Source organism: Flavobacterium faecale, assembly GCF_003076455.1.
Classification (GTDB): domain Bacteria; phylum Bacteroidota; class Bacteroidia; order Flavobacteriales; family Flavobacteriaceae; genus Flavobacterium; species Flavobacterium faecale.
In genome coordinates this window covers 3,137,340-3,161,501 of the sequence record NZ_CP020918.1, presented here as the reverse complement: position 1 = coordinate 3,161,501, position 24,162 = coordinate 3,137,340, and the positions used below count along the sequence as shown (strand labels likewise).

The 24,162-nt window shown below is 34.9% G+C and carries 22 protein-coding genes; all 22 read right to left on the bottom strand.

The features are described 5' to 3' along the window. Positions 1-34 precede the first annotated feature (34 nt). A complete protein-coding gene (locus tag FFWV33_RS13475; RefSeq protein WP_108741392.1) occupies positions 35-1,684 on the bottom strand; it encodes a M1 family metallopeptidase in 1,650 nt (549 codons plus the stop codon). A 115-nt stretch (positions 1,685-1,799) separates the two neighbouring features. After that, positions 1,800-2,924 carry an alpha/beta hydrolase gene (locus tag FFWV33_RS13470; protein ID WP_108741391.1) on the bottom strand — a complete coding sequence of 375 codons (1,125 nt, stop codon included), beginning with the start codon at positions 2,922-2,924 and terminating at the stop codon, positions 1,800-1,802. Between the two features lie 119 nt (positions 2,925-3,043). Next, on the bottom strand, positions 3,044-3,643 hold the full coding sequence (gene hisIE / locus FFWV33_RS13465) for a bifunctional phosphoribosyl-AMP cyclohydrolase/phosphoribosyl-ATP diphosphatase HisIE (RefSeq protein ID WP_108741390.1): 600 nt from the start codon (positions 3,641-3,643) through the stop codon (positions 3,044-3,046). Positions 3,644-3,745: 102 nt separating this feature from the next. After that, on the bottom strand, positions 3,746-4,501 hold the full coding sequence (gene hisF, locus FFWV33_RS13460) for an imidazole glycerol phosphate synthase subunit HisF (protein WP_108741389.1): 756 nt from the start codon (positions 4,499-4,501) through the stop codon (positions 3,746-3,748). 108 nt (positions 4,502-4,609) lie between these two features. Then, a complete protein-coding gene (hisA, locus tag FFWV33_RS13455) occupies positions 4,610-5,350 on the bottom strand; it encodes a 1-(5-phosphoribosyl)-5-[(5-phosphoribosylamino)methylideneamino]imidazole-4-carboxamide isomerase (RefSeq protein ID WP_108741388.1) in 741 nt (246 codons plus the stop codon). 14 nt (positions 5,351-5,364) lie between these two features. Continuing rightward, complete coding sequence (gene hisH / locus FFWV33_RS13450; protein ID WP_108741387.1) at positions 5,365-6,006, bottom strand: imidazole glycerol phosphate synthase subunit HisH; 642 nt, start codon at positions 6,004-6,006, stop codon at positions 5,365-5,367. Between the two features lie 62 nt (positions 6,007-6,068). After that, positions 6,069-7,205: a bifunctional histidinol-phosphatase/imidazoleglycerol-phosphate dehydratase HisB gene (hisB, locus tag FFWV33_RS13445; RefSeq protein ID WP_108741386.1), complete on the bottom strand. Its 1,137-nt coding sequence runs from the start codon at positions 7,203-7,205 to the stop codon at positions 6,069-6,071. Between the two features lie 195 nt (positions 7,206-7,400). Further along, entirely contained in the window at positions 7,401-7,829 is a 429-nt protein-coding gene (locus tag FFWV33_RS13440) for a DUF2846 domain-containing protein (protein ID WP_108741385.1), read from the bottom strand. A gap of 63 nt (positions 7,830-7,892) precedes the next feature. Next, positions 7,893-8,228 carry a HepT-like ribonuclease domain-containing protein gene (locus FFWV33_RS13435; RefSeq protein ID WP_108741384.1) on the bottom strand — a complete coding sequence of 112 codons (336 nt, stop codon included), beginning with the start codon at positions 8,226-8,228 and terminating at the stop codon, positions 7,893-7,895. Beyond that, a complete protein-coding gene (locus FFWV33_RS13430) occupies positions 8,197-8,532 on the bottom strand; it encodes a nucleotidyltransferase family protein (protein WP_108741383.1) in 336 nt (111 codons plus the stop codon). The genes FFWV33_RS13435 and FFWV33_RS13430 overlap by 32 nt, the downstream gene beginning before the upstream one ends. 94 nt (positions 8,533-8,626) lie before the next feature. Then, complete coding sequence (gene hisC, locus FFWV33_RS13425; protein ID WP_108741382.1) at positions 8,627-9,670, bottom strand: histidinol-phosphate transaminase; 1,044 nt, start codon at positions 9,668-9,670, stop codon at positions 8,627-8,629. Positions 9,671-9,763: 93 nt separating this feature from the next. Continuing rightward, positions 9,764-11,068, bottom strand: coding sequence for a histidinol dehydrogenase (hisD, locus tag FFWV33_RS13420; protein ID WP_108741381.1), 1,305 nt, complete (start codon positions 11,066-11,068; stop codon positions 9,764-9,766). Positions 11,069-11,157: 89 nt separating this feature from the next. Further along, complete coding sequence (hisG, locus tag FFWV33_RS13415) at positions 11,158-12,015, bottom strand: ATP phosphoribosyltransferase (RefSeq protein WP_108741380.1); 858 nt, start codon at positions 12,013-12,015, stop codon at positions 11,158-11,160. Between the two features lie 285 nt (positions 12,016-12,300). Beyond that, entirely contained in the window at positions 12,301-12,783 is a 483-nt protein-coding gene (locus tag FFWV33_RS13410; protein ID WP_108741379.1) for a DUF2231 domain-containing protein, read from the bottom strand. A 109-nt stretch (positions 12,784-12,892) separates the two neighbouring features. Further along, positions 12,893-14,014, bottom strand: a complete 1,122-nt coding sequence (locus FFWV33_RS13405; protein ID WP_108741378.1) for an efflux RND transporter periplasmic adaptor subunit — start codon at positions 14,012-14,014, stop codon at positions 12,893-12,895. Between the two features lie 10 nt (positions 14,015-14,024). After that, a complete protein-coding gene (locus tag FFWV33_RS13400) occupies positions 14,025-18,359 on the bottom strand; it encodes a CusA/CzcA family heavy metal efflux RND transporter (RefSeq protein ID WP_108741377.1) in 4,335 nt (1,444 codons plus the stop codon). Positions 18,360-18,617: 258 nt separating this feature from the next. Further along, positions 18,618-19,994 carry a sensor histidine kinase gene (locus FFWV33_RS13395; protein ID WP_108741376.1) on the bottom strand — a complete coding sequence of 459 codons (1,377 nt, stop codon included), beginning with the start codon at positions 19,992-19,994 and terminating at the stop codon, positions 18,618-18,620. A gap of 191 nt (positions 19,995-20,185) precedes the next feature. After that, complete coding sequence (locus tag FFWV33_RS13390; protein ID WP_108741375.1) at positions 20,186-20,854, bottom strand: response regulator transcription factor; 669 nt, start codon at positions 20,852-20,854, stop codon at positions 20,186-20,188. An 11-nt stretch (positions 20,855-20,865) separates the two neighbouring features. After that, positions 20,866-22,314, bottom strand: a complete 1,449-nt coding sequence (locus tag FFWV33_RS13385) for a DUF3570 domain-containing protein (protein WP_108742554.1) — start codon at positions 22,312-22,314, stop codon at positions 20,866-20,868. An 8-nt stretch (positions 22,315-22,322) separates the two neighbouring features. Next, positions 22,323-22,532: a DUF4266 domain-containing protein gene (locus FFWV33_RS13380; RefSeq protein WP_108741374.1), complete on the bottom strand. Its 210-nt coding sequence runs from the start codon at positions 22,530-22,532 to the stop codon at positions 22,323-22,325. After that, positions 22,525-23,514, bottom strand: coding sequence for an FAD:protein FMN transferase (locus FFWV33_RS13375; protein ID WP_108741373.1), 990 nt, complete (start codon positions 23,512-23,514; stop codon positions 22,525-22,527). Before FFWV33_RS13375 ends, FFWV33_RS13380 begins: the two co-directional genes overlap by 8 nt. Before the next feature lie 4 nt (positions 23,515-23,518). Then, positions 23,519-23,953, bottom strand: coding sequence for a thioredoxin family protein (locus tag FFWV33_RS13370; RefSeq protein WP_108741372.1), 435 nt, complete (start codon positions 23,951-23,953; stop codon positions 23,519-23,521). Between the last annotated feature and the right edge of the window lie 209 nt (positions 23,954-24,162).

The window sequence follows — 24,162 nt, the reverse complement described above, 5'->3', positions numbered from 1 at the left end:
TGCAATGCAGTGGTAAAATTAGTAAAATTTATTTCTAATTTGCTTTTACATTTATATAATAATTAGGATCCACTTTAATACTGTCAATTCCGCGACTTATTGTTAGTGCTTTCCACTCCAATGTAGGGTGAATACATTTCAATTTTCCATCTACATTAATTTTGATTGGCATATCAAAGCCGTCCACACTATTTGACCAACGATATTGGAATTTATTTTGAATTATTTTATATTCTAAAGTTGGAACACGAATATCTCGCAAATATTGATCGAAGAAGGGAGTTAAATCTCGTTTTGCTGCTTTCGATAAATAATCTTCTATTTGCTGAGATGCAACAATTTGATGGTAAAAGGTACTATTTAATCCTCTAAGCATTTTACGCCACTTTTTGTCATTGTCCATTATTTGGCGCAGCGTATGCAACATATTTGCACCCTTAAAATACATATCACCAGAACCCTGATCATTGACATTATAAGATCCAATTATGGGCTTGTCATTAGAAATATTACGTCTCGTACCACGTACATACTCATCTGCAGCTAATTTTCCATAATAATATTCGAGAAAAAGAGTTTCAGAATAGCTAGTAAAACTCTCGTGTATCCACATATCAGCGCGATCTTTGTTTGTGATATTATTTCCAAACCACTCGTGACCCGATTCATGAATGATTATAAAATCAAATTTCAATCCCCAACCGGTACCGCTTAAATCAGATCCACGATAGCCATTTTTAAAACCATTACCATAACTGATATCACTTTGATGCTCCATACCCAAGAATGGTGTTTCGACCAATTTGTACCCATCTTCATAAAATGGATATGCTCCAAACCAATATTCTAAAGCTTTAAGCATGCGAGTAACATCCTTAAATTGGTTTTTTGCTTTTTCTAAATTCGATCTAAGAACGTAATAGGTACAGTCTAGATTTCCTTTCTCTCCCTTATAAATTTCTGAAAAAGAAACAAAATCACCTATATTAAAATTCACCCCATAATTATTAATTGGGTTAACAACCGACCATTTAAATGTAGTTGTACCATCATTTTGTTCTTGCTTACTTTTTAATCTACCATTGGCAACTGCTATCAAATTGGATGGTACGTTGACACTAATGTCCATGCTTTCAACTTCATCATACATATGATCCTTATTTGGCCACCAAACACTGGCACCAATTCCTTGACAAGATGAGGCTATAAATGGATGACCGTTTGCATCTTTTTTCCAAACAATACCACCATCCCAAGGTGCATTTATTGCTGATTTTGGTTTACCCTCGTAATAAATAGTAAGTTCATTTAACGCTCCCACTAGTTGCTTTTTATCTAAGGTTATAAAGTATGCGCTTCCATCTCTTTTGTATTTCAATGGTAAACCTTCTTGAGTTATTTTTGTAATTTGGAGAGGTTCTTGCAAATCAATCTGCATCGTATTATACTCATTAATAACGGAGTAAATGACTTTATTAGAACCAACAATGGAACTGTCTTTAGGATTAACTTTGATTTGAAGTTCATATTTCTTTACGTCCCACCAACTTCTTTCTTTAGATATTCCACCACGTAAACTATCTTGATGTGTAAAAGTGGTCGCAACCAAAGCAGTATGCTCCTGGGATGAAACTGTTTGAATACTCAAGAATAATAGGTAAAATAAAGCAACTGTGTTTCTCATAAAAGACATTATATTTTTATTCAAAAAAAATAGTTTTCATTGATTTTAAAGCAGCTATACATTATTGCAAAGAAACTTCCTAACACTATATAGCCATAACCGGACTAACGAATTGTTATCTAAAAAACAACCACTCAATAGCTTTTGGAAATTCGTCACTCCAATAACTTTCATTGTGCTCGCCATTTTTATTAATGCTCAAATTGATTTCCATTTTACTTTTTACAAATTCGCTTTGCAACAAACGTTCTCTAAATTTTTGAACATGATCGACCATATTCTCACGCTCTTCTGCACCTGCATAAAGGTAAATTTTTGTATCATCTGTATTTTCAACTTCAACATCAATTTTGAGTTGAGGCGCTACCCACAGTGAAGGAGAAAAAATCATCAATCGCCCAAAAACTTCTGGATTGCGTAAACCACTAAAAATGCTAATCAAGGCTCCCATCGCACTACCACCTATTCCGGTGTGCTTACGATCTTTTTTCGTTCTAAAATTTTGATCTACATAAGGTTTTAACGTTTCGGTCAAAAATCGAATGTATTTTTTTCCTTGCCCTTTACCCAAAACTGTTTTTCCGACACTGTACTCTGTTAATCTATCACCATCAGCATGCTCCACAGCTACGACAATGATTTTTCCAATTTTGTACTCTGCCATAACAGCCAATTTTTTGTCGATTTCCCAATTACCGTAGGCCGCATTACCATGAAATAGATTTTGAGCATCTTGCAAATACAAAACAGGATAATGCTCGGTTGTATGATCATAATCGTGAGGTAGCAAAGCCCAAACTTTTCGAGTAGTATTAAGTTGCGGAATCTCAAATTCATCAGACAACAAGACAACTTGGGGTAGAAAATTCGGTTTGTAAGGAAGCCAATTACGTCTCCATTTTGGAACATACTCTTTTTGAATACCCGATTTCAATGAAGTCGAACGATTTTCTGTAATCTCTTCGTTCTCTCCAATCTCAACTGCACTCCAATCCCCTTTTGTAAATTTGTACAAAAGTAAGTCCGGAAAAGTATGATCAATATTAAATTTAAACTGATACGTATTTTCAGAAATCTGCTCTAATTTATAATTTTCATCTTGGGTACTCCAATTATTAAAATTACCTGCAATGTAAATTGGTCTACCGTCAATATCATCTGTTTTTAATTCGATGATTAGACTGTTTGTATTCGGTACTTTTTTGTTTTGAAAATCAATTGTGGTATTATTCACTTTCATTCTATCACTATTTTGGAAATATCTTATAGTGACAAAGGTACTTTTTTGAAATTAAAAAAAAAGCCCAACAGTTAAATTAAAACTATTGGGCTTTCATACTATATTCTTACAAAGTAAATCTACTTCTGACGGCTTTTTAAAATAGAAACTACATCGTCTAATTTAAATCCTTTGGCTTGCAACAAAATCAAGTAATGGAAAAATAAATCAGCACTTTCACCTAAGAATAAATCATCATTAGTGTCTTTAGCTTCAATTACAACTTCAACAGCTTCCTCACCTACTTTCTGAATAATTTTATTAATTCCCAATTTGAATAAGGAGGCTACATAACTTTTCTCTGAATCAGCATTTTTGATTCTAGACTCAATAGTATTTTCTAATTTCGAAATAAAACCATAACTTTCATCGTTTGGCGTTTGCCAGCAGGTATCGGCACCTGTATGACAAGTTGGTCCGACTGGTTGTGCCTGAATTAACAAAGTATCACCGTCGCAATCGTTTTTGATATCTACCAAGTTCAAGAAGTTACCACTCTCCTCTCCTTTTGTCCAAAGTCTTTGCTTAGAACGGCTGTAGAATGTTACTTTTCCTGTTTCAACTGTTTTTTGATACGCTTCGGCATTCATGTACCCCAACATCAAAACATTTTTAGTTTCACTATCTTGTATAATTGCTGGAATTAATCCGTGTGCGCTTTTTGAAAAATCTATCTCCATTATGTAAATTTTGAAATTTTGAAATTAGAATTTAGAAATTAAATATCAGTAGTTCGAGTTCGTTGTTCACACTTCAAACATCTTACTTCCTACCTCTTATTTCTAAAGTCTTACTTCAATATTATTATTTTTTAATTCTTGTTTTAATGCTTTGATTTCGATTTCCTTAAAATGGAAAACACTTGCTGCCAAAGCGGCATCAGATTTTCCGTCCACAAAGGTATCGATAAAATGCTGCACATTTCCTGCACCACCAGAAGCGATAATCGGAATATTAACTAAACTTGACAATTTAGCCAAAGCTTCATTTGCAAATCCGCTTTTGGTTCCGTCGTTGTTCATCGAGGTAAAAAGTATTTCTCCTGCACCTCGCTGCTCTACTTCTTTTGCCCAATCGAATAAATTTAATTCTGTTGGTACTTTTCCGCCCACCAAATGCACAATCCATTGACCATCAATTTGTTTGGCATCAATGGCAACTACTACACATTGGCTTCCAAATTTCTGAGCCAAATCGTTAATTAACTGCGGGTTTTTTACGGCAGAAGAGTTAATAGAAACCTTATCAGCACCATTTTGCAACAATACTTCTACATCTTCTACAGCTGATATTCCACCACCAACGGTAAACGGAATATTTATCGTAGCGGCTACTTTTCGAACTAAATCAAATAATGTACGCCTTCTTTCTTCGGTTGCCGAGATATCTAGAAAAACCAATTCATCTGCACCTTCGTCAGAATAAATTTTGGCCAATTCTACAGGGTCGCCAGCATCACGCAAATCTACAAAATTTACGCCTTTTACCGTTCGACCGTTTTTAATATCTAGACAAGGGATTATTCTTTTTGTTAACATGATTTTGTTGTTTGCGTAGAGACGTTGCAGTGCAACGTCCAAACATTATGTAATTTACCAATTATTATATACCCAAATGATGCGTTAAGACGTTGCAGTGCAACATCTCTACGATATGATATACTGTTCCAATTGTTTCATCGAAATTCTTCCTTCGTAAATCGCCTTACCAATAATTGTTCCTTCACAACCCAATTCTGCCAATTTTGGTAATTCGTCGAAGGTCGAAATTCCACCAGAGGCAATTAGTTTAATCTCGACTCCGCTCGATTTGACATTACATGACTTTAAAATCTTTTCGTAGAGATCAAAACTTGGTCCTTCAAGCATTCCGTCTTTAGCGATGTCAGTACAAATCACATACTGAATTCCTTTCGACTGATAACCTTGAATAAAAGGAACTAACTCTTGGTCTGATTCTTCCAACCATCCAGAAACAGCTACTTTTTCGTTATTAGCATCTGCACCCAAAATGATTTTGTCTGCACCAAATTTAGAAATCCATTTTTCAAAAATTTCTCGGTTTTTCACAGCAATGCTTCCACCCGTAATTTGGTTAGCACCAGATTCGAAAGCAATTTTCAAATCTTCATCAGATTTTAAACCACCACCAAAATCAATTTTTAATTTAGTTTGTGTAGCAATTTGCTCCAAGATTTTGTGATTGATGATGCGGCTTGATTTCGCACCGTCCAAATCTACTAAATGCAAATATTCTATTCCGTGCGCCTCAAATTCTTTGGCCACTTCAAGCGGGTTTTCATTGTAAATAATCTTTGTATTGTAATCTCCTTTTGACAAACGAACACATTTTCCGTCGATGATGTCTATAGCTGGTATTATTCTCATAGTTAAAGTCTAGGTTAGAAATTAGAGGTTAGAAGTAGAAAGTTTTTCAAAATTTGTTCCCCAACATCACCACTTTTTTCTGGGTGAAATTGCGTTCCAAAGAAGTTTTTATTTTCTAGAGCCGATGAATATTCCAATTCATAATCGGTGGTCGCAATCGTTTCTTTGCACAATGGTGCATAAAAACTGTGTACCAAATACATATATTCTTTTTCGGCAATACCTTTAAACAAGTCCGATTTTAAATTGTAAATCGTATTCCATCCCATTTGAGGTACTTTTACCTTATTTGAATATTTATACACATTTACATCAAAAATCCCCAAACCAGTGGTATCGCCTTCTTCAGAATGATGACACATCAATTGCATCCCCAAACAAATTCCTAAAACAGGTTGTGTCAAAGTCGGTATCAAACTGTCCAACCCACTTTGGCGTAACATATTCATGGCATAACTTGCCTCTCCTACTCCAGGAAAAATCACTTTATCCGCTGCTCTAATTTCGTCAGGATCATTACTCAAAACTGCAGTATATCCCAATCTTTCGATGGCAAACATAATACTTTGAATATTTCCTGCTCCGTAATTTATGATTACAATCCCCCCCGCCCCCGAAGGGGGAGTTGAAGTTGATACTTTCTTTTCTTGACTCATTTCTAAAAACTGTATATTATGTTCAATTTATTCACATCCCCCCTTCGGGGGTTAGGGGAATTTTAAAGCATTCCCTTCGTACTTGGCAAAATCATTTTCTCAGTATCACGTTTCACCGCTACTTTGATCGCTTTCGCGAAAGCTTTAAAAATGGCTTCAATTTTATGATGCTCATTATCTCCTTCTGCTTTTATGTTGATGTTGGCTTTTGCACCATCAGAAAACGATTTGAAAAAGTGGAAAAACATCTCAGTCGGCATTTTACCCACCATTTCACGTTTGAATTCCGTTTCCCATATCAACCAATTTCTTCCACCAAAATCAATGGCTACTTGCGCTAAACAATCATCCATCGGTAAACAGAAACCGTATCTTTCAATTCCTAATTTATTTCCAAGCGCTTTTGCATAGACTTCACCCAATGCAATAGCCGTATCTTCAATAGTATGATGCTCATCAACTTCTAAATCACCCACCACTTTTATCTCCAAATCCATCTGTCCATGACGCGAAATTTGATCTAACATATGGTCGAAAAAAGCAATTCCGGTATCAATTTTACTTTGACCTGTTCCGTCCAAGTTTAGTTTGATGTAAATATCTGTTTCATGTGTTTTTCTAGAAATAGTCGCAGTACGCTCTTCCAATTTCAAAAACTCATATATCTTTTTCCAATCCATAGATTGCAAAACGATAATTTCATCTAACTCTTCTCTTTTGGCACTAATTTCTTCGCTACCCGCTCCATCAGAATCGTTCATAAAAATGGCTTTCGCACCCAAGTTTTTAGCCAATTCGACATCAGTCAAACGGTCACCTAATACAAAAGAGTTCGCCAAATCGTAATTTGGATTATCAATATATTTAGTCAACATACCTGTACGAGGCTTGCGTGTTGGCGCATTGTCTTCGGGAAAAGAGCGGTCTACAAAAATATCATCAAATAATACTCCTTCATTTTGAAACGCTTTTAAAATAAAGTTTTGCGTTGGCCAAAACGTGTCTTCCGGAAAACTATCTGTTCCCAAACCATCTTGGTTGGTCACCATTACCAATTCAAAATCCAATTCGGTGGCTATTTTGGCCAAATATTGAAATGATTTTGGATAAAACTCCAATTTCTCTAAACTATCTAATTGGTAGCCTACTGGTTCCAAAACAATCGTTCCGTCACGATCGATAAAAAGTACTTTTTTCATTATTTTTATTGCTTTTAGCGGCTAGGTTTTGAACTTTAGCTAACTTTAATTACTTATTCAACATCATTATTAGGGCGTGTCCCTACGTGTCGGGCTCTCGAAGCCTCGCGATGTTCCCGCTTTTTTAATCTTGCAAAAAAGCAAGATAATAAAGAGCTTCACTACTATCGCTCACGTAAAATTAGAATCTGTTAATTATAGACATTTGGTATCTTCTACCATAATCTCCATTTTCTTTTTGGCAGTATTTTCAGTAACTTCTTCGCAATATATATTGTTTATAAACATCCCTGTTTCAAAGACCAACTGCACATAGGTTACTTTTCCAGCTTCTACTTCTACTTCAAATTTTTCCGCTTTTTCTTTAGATACTTTACCTCCAAATTGAACAGAACATTCATGTTTACCTACAGGAACTTCATGAACAGAATATTTTTTGTTATTCAATTTACATACAAATTCTCCATCTATAAAAGTTTTAAATGCTGCAGCAGAACCCTGAAAACCAGTAGATCTTAAAAAGTAAATCTTACCAGTATCTACTTTGTCTTGTGCAGCTACAGAAAAGGAAGCGACTACCAATAATATTGCGGTTATTACATTTTTTTTAAAATTAGAATCCATTTTTTCCTATTTTATTTAAAGTTTATATAAGTTACAATTTTTCACAAGGATTAATTTATCGTACTAAATATTATTTATAGCTTCTATTTCTATTCGCAATTTTTCTAAATGACGTTTCACAATTGCCCAAACAATGGCATTATCGATACTATCATAAGCATGAACCAATCGATTTCTTAAACTGATTATTTGCTTATCATTTTCAATTAGAATTTTGGTTTCAAGTTGTCTTAATTTATTTAATGCTTCGCCAATAATAACCAGTTGTCTTTCAACAGCACTTTGAGTTTTAAAGTCCTTTTCATAAGCTTCAAAATCTTCGACGCCAATCATAAAATCAGTAATCAAATCGATTGCCATTAAAATATCAGAAAGATACTTTTTGCTCTTTTCCATCATATAGTAAAATTTTTGTAGCATCAATATTACTCCTTAGAACCGGATTCTTGATAGATGAATTCGTTAATAAATCAACCTTTCTTTGAAAAAATAATTCTAATTTATCCCAAATATCCATCAATAACTCTCCCTTTTCAATGGGATTTTGGCTTTCAATTTCGATTAATAAATCTATATCACTCGTATCCTCATTAAAACTATCATTAACCGCAGAACCAAAAGCATAAATAGAAACAACATTATGACTCTTGCACAAATTCAAAAACTCACTCAATTTTGCTTGTATGGACTCCTTCATCTTCATAATCAATACTTTTACGTGTTTAACAACTACAACTACCTTCCTTTTATGCTAAGATAGATTTTAAATATTAAAACGACCATCTTACGAATCAATATTAAATCGCTGTCAATGCCTCCATCAGCTTCTTATTTTCTTCTTCTGTTCCAATGGTCAATCGTAAGGTGTTTTCGCAAAGTGCTTGGGTCGTTCTATTACGAATTACAATTCCTTTGGCGATCAACTCTGCGTAACGTTGGTTTGCATTATCCACTTTAATCAAGATGAAATTGGCTTCAGTAGCGTAAATTTTTTCTACAAAAGAAACCGTACCTAATACTTGCAATAATGCAGTCCTTTGTGCTATGATTGAGTCTATTTCGTTTTGAATTTTAACTGGATCACTCAAACGCTCTAATGCTCTTTGTTGTGTTAATTCGTTTACGTTATATGGAGGTTTAATTTTGTTGATTACTGCAATTACTTCTGCAGAGGCATAACAAATCCCTAAACGAATTCCCGCCAAACCATACGCTTTTGATAAGGTTTGCGTGATTATCAAATTAGGATATTGTTCCAATTTTTCTAACCAACTTGCTTTATCTGAAAAGTCGATATAGGCTTCATCAATTACAACTAAACCATAAAAATTCTCTAGTATGGTAATCACACTTTCTGTAGAAAATGAATTTCCCGTTGGGTTGTTTGGCGAACACAAAAAGATGATTTTTGTGTTTGGCGTAACCGCATCTAGAATTTGTTCTACTTGTGGCTGAAAATCGTTCGACAATACAATCTCTTTATTCTCAACATTATTGATGTTTGCCAAAACTCCATACATACCGTAGGTTGGTGGTAAACTGATTACGTTATCAATCTTAGGCTCACAAAATGCTCGAAATAGTAAGTCCAGTACTTCATCACTTCCGTTTCCTAGCAGAATCTGATTTGGATTTACATTCTTCATTTTTGCTAAAACTCCTTTTACTGATATTTGCTGCGGGTCTGGATAACGATTCACCCCGTTTTGATACGGATTTTCATTCGCATCCAAAAAAATCATCTGAGCAACATCAAAGTCCTTGAACTCATCTCTTGCAGATGAATAAGGCTTCATTGTTTTTACATTCTCACGAACTAAATTATTTATATCAAATTTCATTTTGCTTATCTTTAAAAGAGAATAGAATATAGAGAATAGAAAAAAGATTTTAATCTATAACTATTTACACATCATGTCAACGTTCTATTTTCGTTATTCTATATTCTTACTTCTTTGTTCTATCTCTGCTAATCTCAATGTAACTGCATTTTTATGCGCTTGCAAACCTTCTGCTTCTGCCATTAATTCAATAGCAGTACCGATATTTTGAATTCCTGTAGCGGATATTTTTTGGAAGGTCATCGATTTCATAAAACTATCCAAGTTTACACCGCTGTAATTCTTTGCGTAACCATTGGTTGGTAAGGTATGATTGGTACCTGATGCATAATCGCCCGCACTCTCGGGAGTGTAGTTACCTATAAAAACAGAACCAGCATTACCAATATTATTGACGTAGAAATCTTCATCTTTCACGCAAACTATAAAATGTTCTGGACCATATTCATCGATTAATTCCAAAGCAATTTTATCATTTTCGACATAGATTAATTTAGAATTTGCTATGGCTTTTTCTGCAATAGCTTTACGTGGTAATTGCTCCAATTGAAGCTCTATTTCTTTTTCTACTGCATCAATTAAAACTTTAGATGTAGCTACCAAAATTACCTGACTATCAATTCCATGCTCTGCTTGTGAAAGCAAATCAGACGCTACAAAAGCGGGTACTGCAGTATCATCTGCCACCACCAATAATTCTGATGGTCCAGCTGGCATATCAATTGCCACACCAAACTGTGTTGCCAATTGTTTGGCTACCGTTACGTATTGGTTTCCAGGTCCGAAAATCTTGTACACTTTCGGAATCACTTTCGTCCCAAACGTCATTCCAGCGATGGCTTGGATTCCGCCAACTTTGATTATTTTTGTTACACCGCATAAGTTTGCAGCATACAAAATAGCAGGATTTATATTTCCGTTTTTATCCGGCGGAGAACACAAAACAATTTCGTTACAGCCAGCGATTTTAGCGGGAACTGCCAACATCAAAACCGTTGAAAACAAAGGTGCTGTCCCTCCCGGAATGTACAAACCTACTTTCTGGATTGGTCTTTTTTCTTGCCAGCATTGGACACCAGGTGCTGTCTCCACAGATACACGAGATGTTTTTTGTGCTTGATGAAAGGCTTCTATATTTGCTTTCGCTAATGCGATAGCTTCTTTTAAATCATTCGGAATTGAAGCTACAGCAGTTTCAATTTCAACTGCAGTAACTTCACTATTTTCAAAATATACCCCATCAAACTGGGTGGTATATTTAGCTACAGCAACGTCTCCATCTTTTTGAACAGCTGTAAAAATCTCTTTTACCGTTTGCTCTATATCGTTTACCGTTTTTGTGGGTCTTTCTAAAATAGAAGTCCAAGTATCTGGTGTTGGATTGTATATTTTATTCATAATTTTCTAGCTTTTAGCTTTTAGCCATTGGCTTTTAGCACTTATTTCACTTTCTCCTGCTATTGGCTAGTAGCCAAAAGCAAATAGCTCTACAAAACCATTTTCTCAATTGGGCAAACCAAAATACCTTCGGCACCAGCGTCTTTCAATTGGTCAATTACTTCCCAAAAAGTATCTTTGTCGATTACTGAGTGTACACTACTCCAACCTTCCTGAGCTAATGGCATTACAGTCAAACTTTTTAACACTGGTAAAATTTTACCAATAGCTTCGATTTTATCGTTCGGCACGTTCATCAAGATATATTTTGATTTACGAGCTCTTAAAACAGATTCGATTCTGAATTTTAAAGTATCAATTATTTTTTGAGATTCTGGAGAAACTTTTGGAGAAACTGCTAATACTGCTTCACTTTTAAAGATCACTTCTACCTCTTTCAAATTGTTTTTGAATAAGGTACTACCGCTTGAAACGATATCTACAATTGCATCTGCCAATCCGATATTTGGAGCGATCTCAACCGAACCAGAAATTTGGTGAATATCAACTGTTACACCGTGCTCTGCGCAAAAATCAATTACCGTGTTTGGATAAGAAGTAGCAACACGCAATCCGTTTAAATCTTTAACAGAATTATATTCGAAAGCTTTTGGTACTGCTACAGAAACTTTGCATTTCGAAAAACCTAATTTTTGAATTACTTCAATGTTTTTACCTTTTTCGACTAATAAATTATCACCAACAATGGCAATATCTACAACACCATCAATAAGATACTGAGGAATATCTGAATTTCTCAAATACAATACTTCTAACGGGAAATTAGAAGCTTCTGCTTTTAATTGGTCAATACCGTTGTTGATAGAGATTCCTGCATCCTTAAGAATTTGAATACTTTCTTCGTTTAATCTTCCTGATTTCTGAATTGCAATTTTTAATGTACTCATTTTTTTATTTTTTTTTATTTTTTAAAGATTGTGTTTGAGTACATAGGACTTTCACACAATGAAAAACCCGTTTGATGTACTCAAACGGGTTTATTAATATGATGAACTACACGCATACCATTAACACATCGCTTGAGAGCAATAATGAAAATGATGATGATGTACTTGATTTGATAACATGATATTGTAAAATTACTTTGATTTTCGTTTCGATTGCAAATATACTTTTTATTTTAAACATGAAACAACAATATTTACACTTAATAACCTTAATTTGTTAAAAACTTAATCTTCCTCTACACTTTGAACTGGTTTTCCCTTTACATTCGATTCCCTAATTTCTGTGTGTCGTACTTCACCACCTGTTTCTCCTGTTTTTAGAGCAAAAATAACGGCGATAGCTGCAGTAACCAACACAATTATCGATACCAATCTCGCTTTTGCATGTACTTTTACGTTCAAATAAAATCCAGCAATAGATAGAAGTCCCATGGCATACAAGATTAGAGCTAATTTCTCAGCATATTCCTCGTGTTCGTGTATGATTTGGTGTCCAATATTTGGCATATCCTCCACTAACTCTTCTGCCCCTTCACCCGTATACATACTTAGGAAAGCTGCAACTGCTGCAACAATAAACACAGAATAAGCCGTATTCTTTATACCATTATTTCGAAAATATAAACCCGAAATCAATATTCCGAAACCAATAATTAATCCCACAATAGGAAAATGGTTTACCATCAAATGCAAATGTGCGTCGTTCATTTATAACTATTTTTATATAAAACTATGTTGTTTATTTAATCAGAATTCAAATATAGAATAGTTTTAATTGGCTTCAAATATAAAAAATATATTTTATGTCTTTTTTATACTATTCCGTTATATCATAAGCTCCTTTTAACAATATTCTTGTAGTGGCAGTAACTTTAGCATCTGGAATTATTTCGACTTCAGTCTCCGTCTTCGCCCCTATTTTGACAAGTTGTTTTTTGAAGACATAGTCATTTGTCTTTTTTTCTAAAACCAGAACATAATTTTTATTGTTTTCGGTCACCAAAGCACCAATTGGAATTGCCAAACCCGTTTGAGCAGCCGTAATGATATTTGCCTCAACAAACATACCTGTAAGCAGTCGTTGCTTGATATTATCATCCAAATGACCGTGAACATTAATAACTCTATTGGCGCCTTCAATTGATTTACCTACAAGATGTACGGATGCATTAAAAACTTCCTTGGAGGCTTCGGGAACTGTAAATTTTATTTTCTGTTCTTCTCTAACTTTCAAAATATCTTTCTCAAAAACGTCTAATTCTAAGTGCAAATGATCCGTTTCAATGATTTCGAGCAATACCTCAGATGGCGCAACATACATACCTACATTAGCATTCATGACCACGATATCGCCAGAAATTGGAGAATATACCGTAATCACACTCGTCAATTTTCCTTTTTCAACATTTGATGGACTAATGTGCACTAAGTTTAATTTAGCCTTCAAACTTTGATACATGCCAAACGCTCTGCGATACTCACTCTCTGCCTTTAGGTAATTTTTTTGAGAAGTAATTTTTTCGTCATACAGTGTTTTCTGGCGGTTGTACTCAGATTTTAGATAATTAATTTGTTCTGCAACTTCTAAATAATCTTTTTGAATATCAAGGAATTCTGTGTTTTCTAAAGTCAGCAAAGCTTGTCCTTTGGTCACTTTATCACCAACCAACAATGTGGTCGATTTAATGTAACCACCTATAAAACTACTCACTTTTGCTCTGTTTTGAGGCGGTACATCTATCTTTCCTGTAGTTTTTACGGTTACGTCAAACTCTTGCTCATTAGCCGTTCCAATTTGCATACTTGATGCAGCAAATTGTGATTGGGTAACTACAATTTCGTTATCCTTTTTAATTTCAGAAGGGCTTGTTTCAGCTGTATTATCTTTGCACGAAAAAAGTACTATTCCAACTAGTAGTGCTATTATATTTTTTTTCATCGTAATAAATTTAAAAATTTAGGTATTGCGCATCCAGCTGCGTTTGATTATAAAGTAATACATTTTCGAGATAGCTAACTTGTATTTGAGTAGCATTTTCTAAACTATGGATGTATTGAAAAAAGTCTATCTCGCCGTGTTTGTAGCTCATATTTGCCACCTTTATAATCTCCTCAGATAGCTTTTTGCCATACTGACTGTAATATTGAATTGCTTCTTGAAACTGTTCTAACTCATTTATTTTTTGATTTTTATAATTGGTGAGTTTTGATTGCTGATTCAGTTTTTCCTTTTCCCAACTTTCTTTTTCCAACTGTGCTACTTTATTTTTTGCCACCACCCCTGAAAATAATATGGGCACAGAAACACCTAGCTGAATACCATACAAAGGCTGTGAAAGGCCAATGTTGCTTCCTCTGAAACCTATAAGGTGTAAATCGGGCATCCATTGTTGTTTTTGTACTTTAACTTGATTGTCGTAAACTGTTGAAACCGAATTATAATACCTATCCAATGCTTGTTCATTTGCTGCATTAGCTACTTCAATAATGGGTAGCAAGGTTGTGCTATAAATCACCACTTTTTTGTCAGTTTGTAATAACCCATTCAAGACCGAATACTGTCCTGCAACTTCCTTTTTAATTTGAGTTAACTTGGTTTTTATTTGTCTGTATTTGGACTGTGCCGTAATTTTTTCTAGATAATTAGTTTCACCCAATTCAAAGCGGCGATCACTTGCCTTAGAAAAATTCTGATACAAACTATCCAAATATCGATATAATTTTTCATTGTGTTGTAAGGAAACAATTTGATAGTACGATATAGAAATGGCCAATATTAGTTGGTTTTTCTGTACGGCTAGTTTTGCCATTTCTCGTTCATATTCTGCCGAATATAATTTTTTGTTCGCACTATAAACCGTTGGGAAAGCAAAACTTTGTTGCACTCCAAATACCCGAATTGGCAAATTGTTTGGTGCTATATTATTTTGATCATAATTATAATAGAGGTTTGTTTTTTCGAAATCAAAAGCGGTTTTGATATGTGCTTGTTGTTTGTCAACCTGCAATTGACTCGCTTTAATTCCATTGTTATTTTGCAAACCAATAGCAATGATACTGTCCAACTCTGCTGGATTTTGTTGTGCAAAAGCGGATCCAAGTCCTAGAACAAATAGAATTACCAATAACGCATCTTTTTTAACCTTCGCTTTCCATTTAAAATCTTTTTGTTGAAATACTTGGTACAAAACAGGGAGTACAATCATGGTCAAAATGGTAGCCGTAAACAAGCCACCAATAACCACTGTCGCCAACGGTCGTTGCACCTCTGCACCTGCAGAGCTCGAAATTGCCATGGGTAAAAATCCTAAAGCTGCAGCCAAAGCTGTCAATAATACTGGACGCAAACGACTTGTAGTTCCTTCGATAATTAACTCTTTTATTGAATTCATTCCTTCTTCTTTTAATTCTTTAAAACATTCGATAAGTACTATTCCGTTTAACACTGCGATACCAAAAAGAGCAATAAAACCAACTCCTGCAGAAATACTAAAAGGCAAATCTCGAATCCACAAAAACAAGATACCACCAACGGCAGAGAGCGGAATGGCAGAATACACCATCAAAGCTTCCTTTACAGATCCAAATGCAAAATACAGCAGTACAAAAATCAATAATAATGCGATGGGAACTGCAACCATCAATCGGGCTTTGGCAGACTGCAAATTCTCAAATTGACCACCATACTGTACAAAATAGCCTTCGGGTAATTTGATTTCGTTTTTAACAATAGATTGAATATCGCTGACAACACTTTCCAAATCTCGGTTGCGGACATTTATTCCGACCACTACTCGCCTATTGGTGTTGTCTCTCGAAATTTTGGCTGGTCCTTTTGTAAATTCAATTAGGGCCAATTCCTCCAACGGTATTTGTTGGTTTGTAGCTGGTACAGTCACATAAAGTTTATTTAAATCTTCCAATGAGCTTCTTTTACTTTGGTCTAAACGCAACACCAAATCAAATCGTTTTTCTCCTTCGAAAACATTTCCAACCGTTTTTCCAGCAAATCCAAGGGTTACAAGATTGTTTAAATCTTCAATATTAAGTCCGTAGCGTGCAATTTTGGCTCGATTATAATTTACAGTAATTTGCGGTAAACCTTCCGTTTTTTCGATAATCACATCTGATGCTCCAGGCACATGCTCAATTGCTTTTTTAATCTGTGCAGCTTTTTTAGCCAAAATTTCTAAATCTGGTCCAAATACTTTTACCGCCACATCTGACCGCGTACCTGAGATCAATTCATTAAAACGCATTTCAATTGGTTGCGTAAATTCGATTTCCATATTCGGAATTTCGTTTGAAATGGCTTCTTTTATTTTGTCTGCCAATTCATCTTTGGTAGCTGCAGAAACCCATTCGGAATGTGGCTTTAATTTCACAATCACATCAGACTCTTCCATGCTCATAGGATCGGTCGGGATTTCGGCAGCACCAATCCTACTCACCACTTGGTCTACTTCGGGGAAATTTTTCAGGATTATTTTTTCGATTCTAGTGGTGGTAGCAATGGTTTTGGATAGTGTTGTCCCCGTTTTTAGTACAGGTTGAATCACAAAATCACCTTCATCAAGCGTAGGAATAAATTCGCCCCCCATACTACTGAATAATACAATGGCCAAAACTAACAGTCCAACAGCACCATACAACACTTTTTTGGAATTGTCCAAAGACCAAGTAATTATCGGTAAATACCCGTTTTGTAAGCGAGTAATTAGACGATTCGAAAATGAGTTCGGACTTTCTTCAATTGGTTTGATAACCAAAGATGCAATTACGGGTACATAGGTGAAACAGAAAATCATTGCTCCTACTAATGCAAAACTAAAAGTCATCGCCATGGGTTTAAACATTTTGCCTTCGATACCAGTGAGCGAAAGTATCGGAATGAAAACAATCAAAATAATCAACTGTCCGAATACAGCAGATGTCATCATTTTGGAAGCACTTTTATAAGTAATAGTATCAATTTGTGCTTTTTTTTCTGATTCTGGTAAGTGAAGCAGTGTATTTGCTTTTTGACCGATTTGAAAAGCGATAAACTCAACAATAATAACAGCACCGTCAATAATGATCCCGAAGTCAATCGCTCCCAAACTCATCAAATTGGCGTCAATTTTAAAAATATTCATTAGCGAAATAGCAAAAAGCAAACAAAGGGGAATCACAGAAGCTACTACCAATCCAGAACGCCAATTACCTAAAAGTAAGACCACTACAAAAATAACGATCAAACAACCTAAAACTAGATTTTCGGCAACGGTAAAGGTGGTTTTAGCAACCAATTCACTTCGATCTAAAAAGCCATTGATGTAGACCCCTTTTGGTAAAGTTTTTTGAATGGTCGCAATGCGATCGTGAACGTCTTGAATTACTTGTTTTGAGTTTGCATCCTTTAACATCATCACTTGTCCTAGCACTTTTTCACCTTGACCGTTACCCGTAATCGCTCCAAAACGATTGGCGGCTCCAAAACTTACTGTCGCGATATCTCGGATTAGGATTGGGGTTCCGTTACGGTTTTCGACCACAATATTTTCGATATCAGCTAATGAATTGATTTTTCCTTCGCCACGAATAAAATAACTTTGATTTTCTTTTTCGATATAGGCACCACCTGCAATGCTATTATTTTTTTCTAAAGCTGTAAACACAGCCGAAGGTGTTACTTGTATGGCCTTCAAACTAGCAGGATTGATCGCTACTTGATACTGCTTTAAATAGCCACCCCAAGTATTGATTTCGACCACACCTTTAATTCCAGACAGCTGACGTTTAACCAACCAATCCTGAATCGTTCGTAGTTCGGTTATGGTGTATTGACTTTGGTATTCGGGTTGTACTTCGAGTGTGTACTGGTATATTTCGCCTAAGCCAGTTGTGATAGGACCAATTTCAGGAACTCCAAAACCTTGTGGAATCTTCTCTGTAGCCGATTTGATTTTTTCAGCAATCAATTGTCGAGGCAAGTACGTACCCATTTCATCTTCAAAAACGATAGTCACTACCGACAAACCGAATTTTGAAATTGATCTAATTTCTTTGACACCAGGTAAGTTTGCCATTTCTATCTCTACCGGATAGGTAATGTATTGCTCAATATCTTGGGTAGACAAATTACGTGATGTAGTAATGACTTGCACTTGATTGTTGGTCACATCAGGCACTGCACCTATGGAGAGTTGAAAAACCGAATAGACGCCAAATCCCATCACTCCAAAAGTAAAAAGGAGAATTAGTAATTTGTTTTTGAGGCTGAAAGCTATAATTTTTTCTAACATTTCTATTCTAATTTATTCTTACAAAAGTAAAAGAATCAAAGTAGAATAGACTTAAGATTGGCTTAAGGATTGCTTAGGAGAAGATTAATATTTCTATCAGAATCTTTCTATACTACTTAAACTAACGTAAAGCATCGTCCCGAACCGTCAGAAGGAATCCTTTTTCGGGGCTTTTCCTGCCTCAAAAAAGATTGGAATGACAAGCCTTAACCGTCCCCGATAATCATTGAGGTTACGGAGGGAGACGTCCAAATTATTTTAGAAGATTAATTTGACTACAGTACCTTCGTTTTCAACACTTTCCACCATAATGTTTATTTGCAGTAAGTCACTTAGTCGTTTCACGATGGATAATCCTAAACCGATGCCTTTATTTGCAGTTTGTGCATCATTATTTATTCGATAAAAAGGTTGAAATATTTTTTCTAGATCAGGCGCTAGCATTCCAATTCCTAAGTCGATAATGTGGCATTCTATTTTTTGATTTATCGAATGGATCTCAATACAAACTTCGCTATAACTATCCGAATATTTAAGTGCATTTGATAGTATATTGTTCAAAATTATTCCTAATAAATAAGCATCTGAAGCAATAATTGAGGCTTCACTACCACCTGGTCTCACTTGAATACGACTGTTTTGATTTTCTATATTCTTTCGATTGGCTATCTCTTTAACTACTAGTCGTAAATCAAACGATTGAATATTTACCGATTGTTTTTGGTGTTCAAACCGTGCTAATAGTAACAATTGATCTACCAAATGATTGAGACGATTTACCTCTGAGATGACATAGTTAATTTTTTCATGGTACTCTGCTTCGGTTCTTTCTTTTCGAATTAAAACTTCCAAAGTGCCTTTGATTACTGTCAAAGGTGTACGAAGTTCATGCGAAGCGTCTGAGGTAAATTGCTTTTCGCGGGCTATAGCATTTTCAATACGATTAAGTAAATTATTGATCGTATCTGAGAGCACAAACAGCTCGTCTTTATTTACTGGTAAGGGAATTCGGCTCGAAAGATTGTCTTTTGTGATTTTGTCTGATGTTCTTATAATTGCATTGATAGGTTGAATACTTCTACCGGCTATAAAACGAGCAATCAGAAATAAAACCAATAAAATTAACGGATAAGAGACAATTAAAATATGTGACAAATCGTTAAGCACGACCAATGTTCCTTCAAGAGACATAGCAATAACCAAGTACCCAATTATTGCATCTTTTTCTACAATTGGAACTTGAATCTGACGAATTTTGGCCTTTACTAATATGGCATCAAATAATTCGGTGTCAGCTTTAGCATTGTCAAAAACTAATTGGTGTTTTTTAAGATTGGGTGATTTAGTAATCAGCTTTTTGTCTTTATCCAAAAACTCTATAAAAACCGGATTCACATCGACCGTGTTGTGTTCTCTTTCTTTCCATTCTTCAAAATGAATCAAATGGAATTTGCCGTCTTTGATACTGATTTCGTTCAAGTGATTTTTCACTTCCTTTAAAATATCGTTATTTAAATGCGAGTTCACATTTTGTTTTACAATAGTGTAAATAAAAAAAAACACCACAAAAATCAAAATAGCTGTGGAAATTAGGTAATAAAACGCGATTTTATTTTTGAATGAAAGTGGTTTCATGAGGATTAATTTATTACAATTCTTTATCTTTATTAGTACAAGAATGAATACGGGTTTTCAGGAATTGAAAAGGTGACACGTCCCGAAGCGTCGGGACAACAAATTCGCATTAGTGTTTGAAACTAAAAATAACAGTTATACAAATTTATATTACTAAAGTAATAACTATTTATTGAGCAATTAATTTATTATCAAAATACATCAGAAGCGATATACCCTACCCCACGAACCGTTTTAATGTAATCTTGTTCTACTTTTAGTTTTAATTTTTTTCGAATAGCATTAATAAATACGTCTATTACTCCCGTGTCGTAATTAAAATGAATGTCCCAAACTTCTTCTATAATTTGTTTGCGGTTGCATACTTTTCCTTTATTAACGACCAAGAATTTTAGTAGTTCAAATTCCCTTTGTGTCAAAGCTACTGCTGTACCCGCATTGGTAACGGTATACTCGGCAACATTGATCGTTATTTCGCCCAATTGTAATTTGGTTTCTACTTTTTTATTTCGAAAATGAATATTGATACGTTCTAATAATTCGGCAAAATCAAAAGGTTTTTTGATGTAATCATTGGCTCCGGCTTGCAATCCTTGAATCGTTTCAGCTGTTGTATCTTTGGCGGTCAAGAACAATATTGGTGTGGTTTTATCTTTTTCTCGAAAGGTTTTACAAAGGTCCAAACCCGAAAGTTTGGGCAACATCCAGTCTAAAAGTAATAGATCGAAGGTTCCATTTTGGGCCAATTCAAGTCCAGAAATTCCATCAATTGTGCTGGTGACCTTGAATCCTTCCTCTTCTAGTCCTTGCGTCAAAAACTGAACTATTCCAACTTCATCTTCTACAATTAAAATTTCCATACGTTCTACTTTTATTCAGCTTCAAATTTAAAGCCTAATGATGCAATATTTGCATTTAATCCATCGCTTCTTTGATAATGATTCAAACGTAAATCTATTGATTTTAAACCAAAATAAAAGATTTTTGCTCGAGTAAAAATGTCGGTATAAACAAAACCTGCCCCATATTGATTCGTCTTGAACTTTGATAAATCATAATCTGAGGTATAATATTTTTCAGTTGAAAGATGCGTTTCATAAGGAGCGAAATAATCTGAAGCTGTTTGCGTATAATAACGGTACATGGGATATACAGTGAAGCTAGTAGTCAGTTTTACAGGCAGCTCAAATGATACTGTATGTGCCTTTATGCCCCAATTATCTTGATAATAGCGATAATAAGTTCTAGCAACAACATATTCGTTGATATAAAAATTAATTCGGGCACCAATTGGAATTTTAAATCGTGAACTAGGTAAACGTTCCTTATCATCTGCTAGTTGGTAAACGCCCGTATTTTGAGCTGTTGTGTAAACGGGAATATATTGTGATTGCCCAACATAATAATTTACTTTGTCAGCAAAATAAATTCGTTGGTAAGGTGTGCCCAATAATCCTTCTTGCTTTAAAACATCCATAAAAATAGACATTTGAATTTTTTTGGTCAAAATTTGAGAAAACGATAACGAAGCCGAATAAGAGTTGCGTTTGGAATTGGAATAGGTCGTAAAAGCAGTTGGCAAATAATCAGTTGATTTATTACCGTTTTGATCTATGATTGTAACACCCGAAAAATAGCCTTTGCTTTGAAAATTACTACCATATAGTGAATATTCTTTTAATTCTGTTGGGTAAATGGGTCTCCATTTATCTAAATAGGCATTCGCTTTTAAACTTATTTCGGTATTTTTTTTGTTAAACAATTTAGTAATTCCACCTCCAAAACCCACAGAAGTATAATCATACTCATTTGACGCAGAAACGTTTGCATCCAAAATTGTGTTTCGGTTATCTGAATTATGACTGAAATTTGCAGACAAATTCGCCAATTGATCGCCTGAAGAAGCGCCTGAAGAAGCTTGCCAAGGTGTACCGTAAGGTGCTGAACTTACAGATGTAGTGCTTGATTTTGTGCCTGATGCTCCAGAGGTAGTTGTCGTACCCGATTTACCCGCCATAAAAGGATTTATGTTACTTGAAGAAGCTGAAGTATACGCTGATATACCTGCATCAAACGTAAGTACATCATCAGCATTGAGTGGTAAAGCCACCACAATGTTTGACGCTATGTCAGTTAATTTTTCTGAACCGACTCCGCCATTCACTGCCGAATGGTTTCCATCTTGATTGTAATAACTTAGTAAAATACTAACTTCGGTAGTTTCTAGTACTCTTTTCTTAAAAGGAGTTGCTTCTTGTTTTTCTTGTGCTTGCACAATTACCGATAGCAATAAGAAACAAATAGGATATATTTTTTTCATTTGATACATTAATTACAACCACAACCACCACCTGTTTTTCCACCATTAGCTCCAGCAGCAGCTTCTCGATAGACTTGAAATGTAGTTTCGTACTTTTCTGCTGCTTTTGCAGTTAATTTCATATCAGGGTCATTGATATATAATTTGTCATACTCTTTAATAGCAACACAGGATTGCATGCTTATCATTAAAACTACTAAAATTGCCAGTTTAATCATTTGTATATTTTTTTAGGTCAATGTTTTTTGAAGCAAATATTTTTCCTTTATCATCTACATATATACATGCAACACCTGGTAATTGGTTAACAAGGTCTAAACCTATGTCTATACCCAGTACAAATATACCTGTAGCCAATGCGTCTGCAAACTCTGTTGATTTAGCAAATACAGATACGCTCACTACACCCGTGGCTGGATATCCCGTACGTGTATCTATTATGTGTGAATATCGAATACCGTTAAAAGTTACGTACTTTTCATAACTGCCAGAGGTTTCTACAGCGCTATCCTCCAACGGAAAGGTGGCGAAAACTTTATCCTTATTCAAAGGGTTTTTAATTCCTATCTTCCATTTTTCTCCATTGAGTTGTTTTCCCCAAGTATTAATGTCTCCAGATATATTTACAATGCCAGCAACTACGCCCTTCTGGATTAATAGCGTCTTGATTTTGTCAGCTATATAGCCTTGTCCTATCCCTCCAAGGCCCAATTTCATTCCTTTATCTTTTAAGAAAATAGTAGATTCTTTAGCATTCAACATTATTTTTTGATAACCAACTTTTGCCACTGAATTTTTAATTTCTTCCGGTGATGGCATTTGTGTCATGCTTCCATCAAATTTCCATATTTTGTCCATCGAGGCATAACTGATATCAAAAGCTCCCGATGTCAGTTCGGAAATCTTAATTGCACGCATTACCAAATCAAAAACTTCTGTTGGTACTTTTACTGGTTGTATCCCGGCGTTTCTGTTGACTTCAGAAATTGAGGTGGTTGGAATCCAATCTGAAATCAAATTCTCAATCCTACTCACTTCAGCAACAGCCATATCAATGTATAGGTCGCCTTGTGCATTGTCTTTTGCTTCAACAATCATTTCAAATGGACTACCGAGCATATACAAAGTACGACTTCTAGTAACTTGAGACGAGGCTACATTTGCAATACAGAAACACAAACTTAAAAAGAAGAATTTCATATTGTTATTTTATAAAGGATTGTAGTAACGCTATATATTCATTTGGAGGAATATTTTGGTAACTCGCCTTACCCAATACTTTTCCTGATTTGTCCATAACAACCACAAGTGGAAAAATACCTTCTGGATTATATGTTTGTGCTAATTCTTGATTTTGCTTTGCAATCTCTGGACTTAGCTGGTTTTGTTTTTTCTTGGGAAAATCGGCTTTTTCGATTATTACAGTAGTTGTGGCAAATTCTTTAAAGGCATCAGACTGCCAAATGTTTTTATGTAGTTTTATACAAGGGGCACACCAATCAGAACCAGAAAAAACAAGTACAATAGCTTTATTTTCTGCCATTGCTGTTTTTTTAGTAGCATCAAAATTAGTTTTCCAATCTTGAGCAAACCCAAATTGTGTGATTAAAAGTAGAAGTACGATTACTATTTTATTCATTTTAAACAAATTTATGTATTTAGAAAACTTAAAGTAGATTCTTCTAACTTTAAATACTTTGAAACCATTTATTAAACAAAGATAATCTTAATTATTCCTGCTACTTAATAGCCAATTGACATCTTAAGCCAACCTTAAGAAATCCATTTGAATATTGCAATGTAATTTGTCTAAAAAGGTTAATTTTGTGCACAAACAAAACAACAAGT

Excerpts from the sequence above, each read along its gene's own strand:
- hisB (WP_108741386.1), bottom strand. The coding sequence starts at position 7,205 with ATGAAAAAAGTACTTTTTATCGATCGTGACGGAACGATTGTTTTGGAA.
- FFWV33_RS13400 (WP_108741377.1), bottom strand. The coding sequence starts at position 18,359 with ATGTTAGAAAAAATTATAGCTTTCAGCCTCAAAAACAAATTACTAATT.
- FFWV33_RS13375 (WP_108741373.1), bottom strand. The coding sequence starts at position 23,514 with ATGAAATTCTTCTTTTTAAGTTTGTGTTTCTGTATTGCAAATGTAGCC.
- FFWV33_RS13390 (WP_108741375.1), bottom strand. The coding sequence starts at position 20,854 with ATGGAAATTTTAATTGTAGAAGATGAAGTTGGAATAGTTCAGTTTTTG.
- FFWV33_RS13385 (WP_108742554.1), bottom strand. The coding sequence starts at position 22,314 with ATGAAAAAAATATATCCTATTTGTTTCTTATTGCTATCGGTAATTGTG.
- FFWV33_RS13475 (WP_108741392.1), bottom strand. The coding sequence starts at position 1,684 with ATGAGAAACACAGTTGCTTTATTTTACCTATTATTCTTGAGTATTCAA.
- FFWV33_RS13470 (WP_108741391.1), bottom strand. The coding sequence starts at position 2,924 with ATGAAAGTGAATAATACCACAATTGATTTTCAAAACAAAAAAGTACCG.
- FFWV33_RS13405 (WP_108741378.1), bottom strand. The coding sequence starts at position 14,014 with ATGAAAAAAAATATAATAGCACTACTAGTTGGAATAGTACTTTTTTCG.
- hisA (WP_108741388.1), bottom strand. The coding sequence starts at position 5,350 with ATGAGAATAATACCAGCTATAGACATCATCGACGGAAAATGTGTTCGT.
- FFWV33_RS13380 (WP_108741374.1), bottom strand. The coding sequence starts at position 22,532 with ATGATTAAACTGGCAATTTTAGTAGTTTTAATGATAAGCATGCAATCC.
- hisH (WP_108741387.1), bottom strand. The coding sequence starts at position 6,006 with ATGAGTCAAGAAAAGAAAGTATCAACTTCAACTCCCCCTTCGGGGGCG.
- FFWV33_RS13370 (WP_108741372.1), bottom strand. The coding sequence starts at position 23,953 with ATGAATAAAATAGTAATCGTACTTCTACTTTTAATCACACAATTTGGG.
- FFWV33_RS13410 (WP_108741379.1), bottom strand. The coding sequence starts at position 12,783 with ATGAACGACGCACATTTGCATTTGATGGTAAACCATTTTCCTATTGTG.
- hisC (WP_108741382.1), bottom strand. The coding sequence starts at position 9,670 with ATGAAATTTGATATAAATAATTTAGTTCGTGAGAATGTAAAAACAATG.
- FFWV33_RS13430 (WP_108741383.1), bottom strand. The coding sequence starts at position 8,532 with ATGAAGATGAAGGAGTCCATACAAGCAAAATTGAGTGAGTTTTTGAAT.
- hisF (WP_108741389.1), bottom strand. The coding sequence starts at position 4,501 with ATGTTAACAAAAAGAATAATCCCTTGTCTAGATATTAAAAACGGTCGA.
- FFWV33_RS13440 (WP_108741385.1), bottom strand. The coding sequence starts at position 7,829 with ATGGATTCTAATTTTAAAAAAAATGTAATAACCGCAATATTATTGGTA.
- FFWV33_RS13395 (WP_108741376.1), bottom strand. The coding sequence starts at position 19,994 with ATGAAACCACTTTCATTCAAAAATAAAATCGCGTTTTATTACCTAATT.
- hisD (WP_108741381.1), bottom strand. The coding sequence starts at position 11,068 with ATGAATAAAATATACAATCCAACACCAGATACTTGGACTTCTATTTTA.
- FFWV33_RS13435 (WP_108741384.1), bottom strand. The coding sequence starts at position 8,228 with ATGATGGAAAAGAGCAAAAAGTATCTTTCTGATATTTTAATGGCAATC.
- hisIE (WP_108741390.1), bottom strand. The coding sequence starts at position 3,643 with ATGGAGATAGATTTTTCAAAAAGCGCACACGGATTAATTCCAGCAATT.
- hisG (WP_108741380.1), bottom strand. The coding sequence starts at position 12,015 with ATGAGTACATTAAAAATTGCAATTCAGAAATCAGGAAGATTAAACGAA.